This is a genomic window from Azospirillum formosense (genome assembly GCF_013340925.1).
GTDB classification, from domain to species: domain Bacteria; phylum Pseudomonadota; class Alphaproteobacteria; order Azospirillales; family Azospirillaceae; genus Azospirillum; species Azospirillum formosense.
In genome coordinates this window covers 1-1,156 of the sequence record NZ_WHOR01000511.1, presented here as the reverse complement: position 1 = coordinate 1,156, position 1,156 = coordinate 1, and the positions used below count along the sequence as shown (strand labels likewise).

The window sequence follows — 1,156 nt, the reverse complement described above, 5'->3', positions numbered from 1 at the left end:
CCCCGGTGGCGGCGCCCGCCCCCGAGCCGGCGCCGGCCGCCGCGGCGCCATCGGACGGCACGCCCACTCTCTGACTCCGCCTTCACACCACCAGGATCGCCAGCAGCAGCACCGGCAGGGCCGGCATCCGCGGCAGACGGAAGCGCCGCGGCGCCGCCGCCTTGCCGATCCGGCGCTCCTCCCGGCGGTCCAGCCGTCCGGCCTCCAGCACCACCGTCGTCATCGCCTCGAACACGCCCATCGCTCCGCCCTCCCAAAGATCGGAGGGCACCCTGCGCCCGCGCGAAAAATCTTGGAAACGAATAGGCTTTATGAGGATCATCACAGATCGTGATGGTCCTTCCGCGCGTTGAACCCGCGCGCCCCCTCTGCTTGAATGCGTGACCATGCCGGCCAACCTCGACACCGACCTCCTGCGCGCCTTCGTCGCCGTCGCCGACGCGCGCAGCTTCACCCGGGCCGGCGACACGCTGGGCCGCACCCAGGCCGCCGTCAGCCAGCAGGTCCGCCGGCTGGAGGAGGTGGTGGGCGCCCGCGTCTTCCAGCGCGACACCAAGAGCGTCCACCTGACCCAGGAGGGCGAGCTTCTGCTGACCTACGCCCGGCGGATGCTGACCCTGAACGACGAGGTTCTGGCCCTGATGCGCCGGCCCGCCACGGTGGCCAGCGTGCGCATCGGCACGCCGGACGACTACGCCACCATGCTGCTGCCCGGCGTGCTGGCCCGCTTCGCCGCCGCCTACCCCGACGTGCCGGTGGAGGTGATCTGCGACAACAGCCCCGATCTGGTGGCGGAGATCGACAAGGGCCGTTACGACCTCGCGCTCGTCACCCGCCACCCCGACAGCCGCAGCGGCGAGCTGGGGCGGGGGGGGGGGACAAGGCAACCGGCCCCGCCGCCGGGGGGGGGGGGGGGGGGGGGGGGGGGGGGGGGGGGGGGGGGGGGGGGGGGTGGGGGGGGGGGGGGGGGGGGCCGGGGGGGGGGGGGGGGGGGGGGGGGCGGGGCGGGTGTCGTAGCTGCCACGTGACTAACGGCAGGGAGTCTAGAGCGGAGACTGTGTAGTATACAGCTCTGTGGTGCGAAGAGACTAACGCTGACGTCGTGTATATAGTTTCGTTCTATAAAAATGACTTATCATCGCGAAGCAGCTTCAGC

The 1,156-nt window shown here is 72.0% G+C and carries 2 protein-coding genes; one reads left to right on the top strand and one right to left on the bottom strand.

The window, feature by feature from the left end:
- Positions 1 to 82: 82 nt before the first annotated feature.
- The gene (locus GBZ26_RS29485) at positions 83 to 241 is read right to left on the bottom strand and encodes a hypothetical protein (protein WP_174441816.1); all 159 of its coding nucleotides are present in this window, start codon (positions 239 to 241) and stop codon (positions 83 to 85) included.
- Positions 242 to 386: 145 nt separating this feature from the next.
- Here GBZ26_RS29485 and GBZ26_RS29480 point away from each other — a divergent pair, with 145 nt between their 5' ends.
- Positions 387 to 1,028 (top strand): LysR family transcriptional regulator, encoded by a 642-nt coding sequence (locus GBZ26_RS29480; RefSeq protein WP_247884960.1) that lies wholly within the window; start codon positions 387 to 389, stop codon positions 1,026 to 1,028.
- Positions 1,029 to 1,156 lie beyond the last annotated feature (128 nt).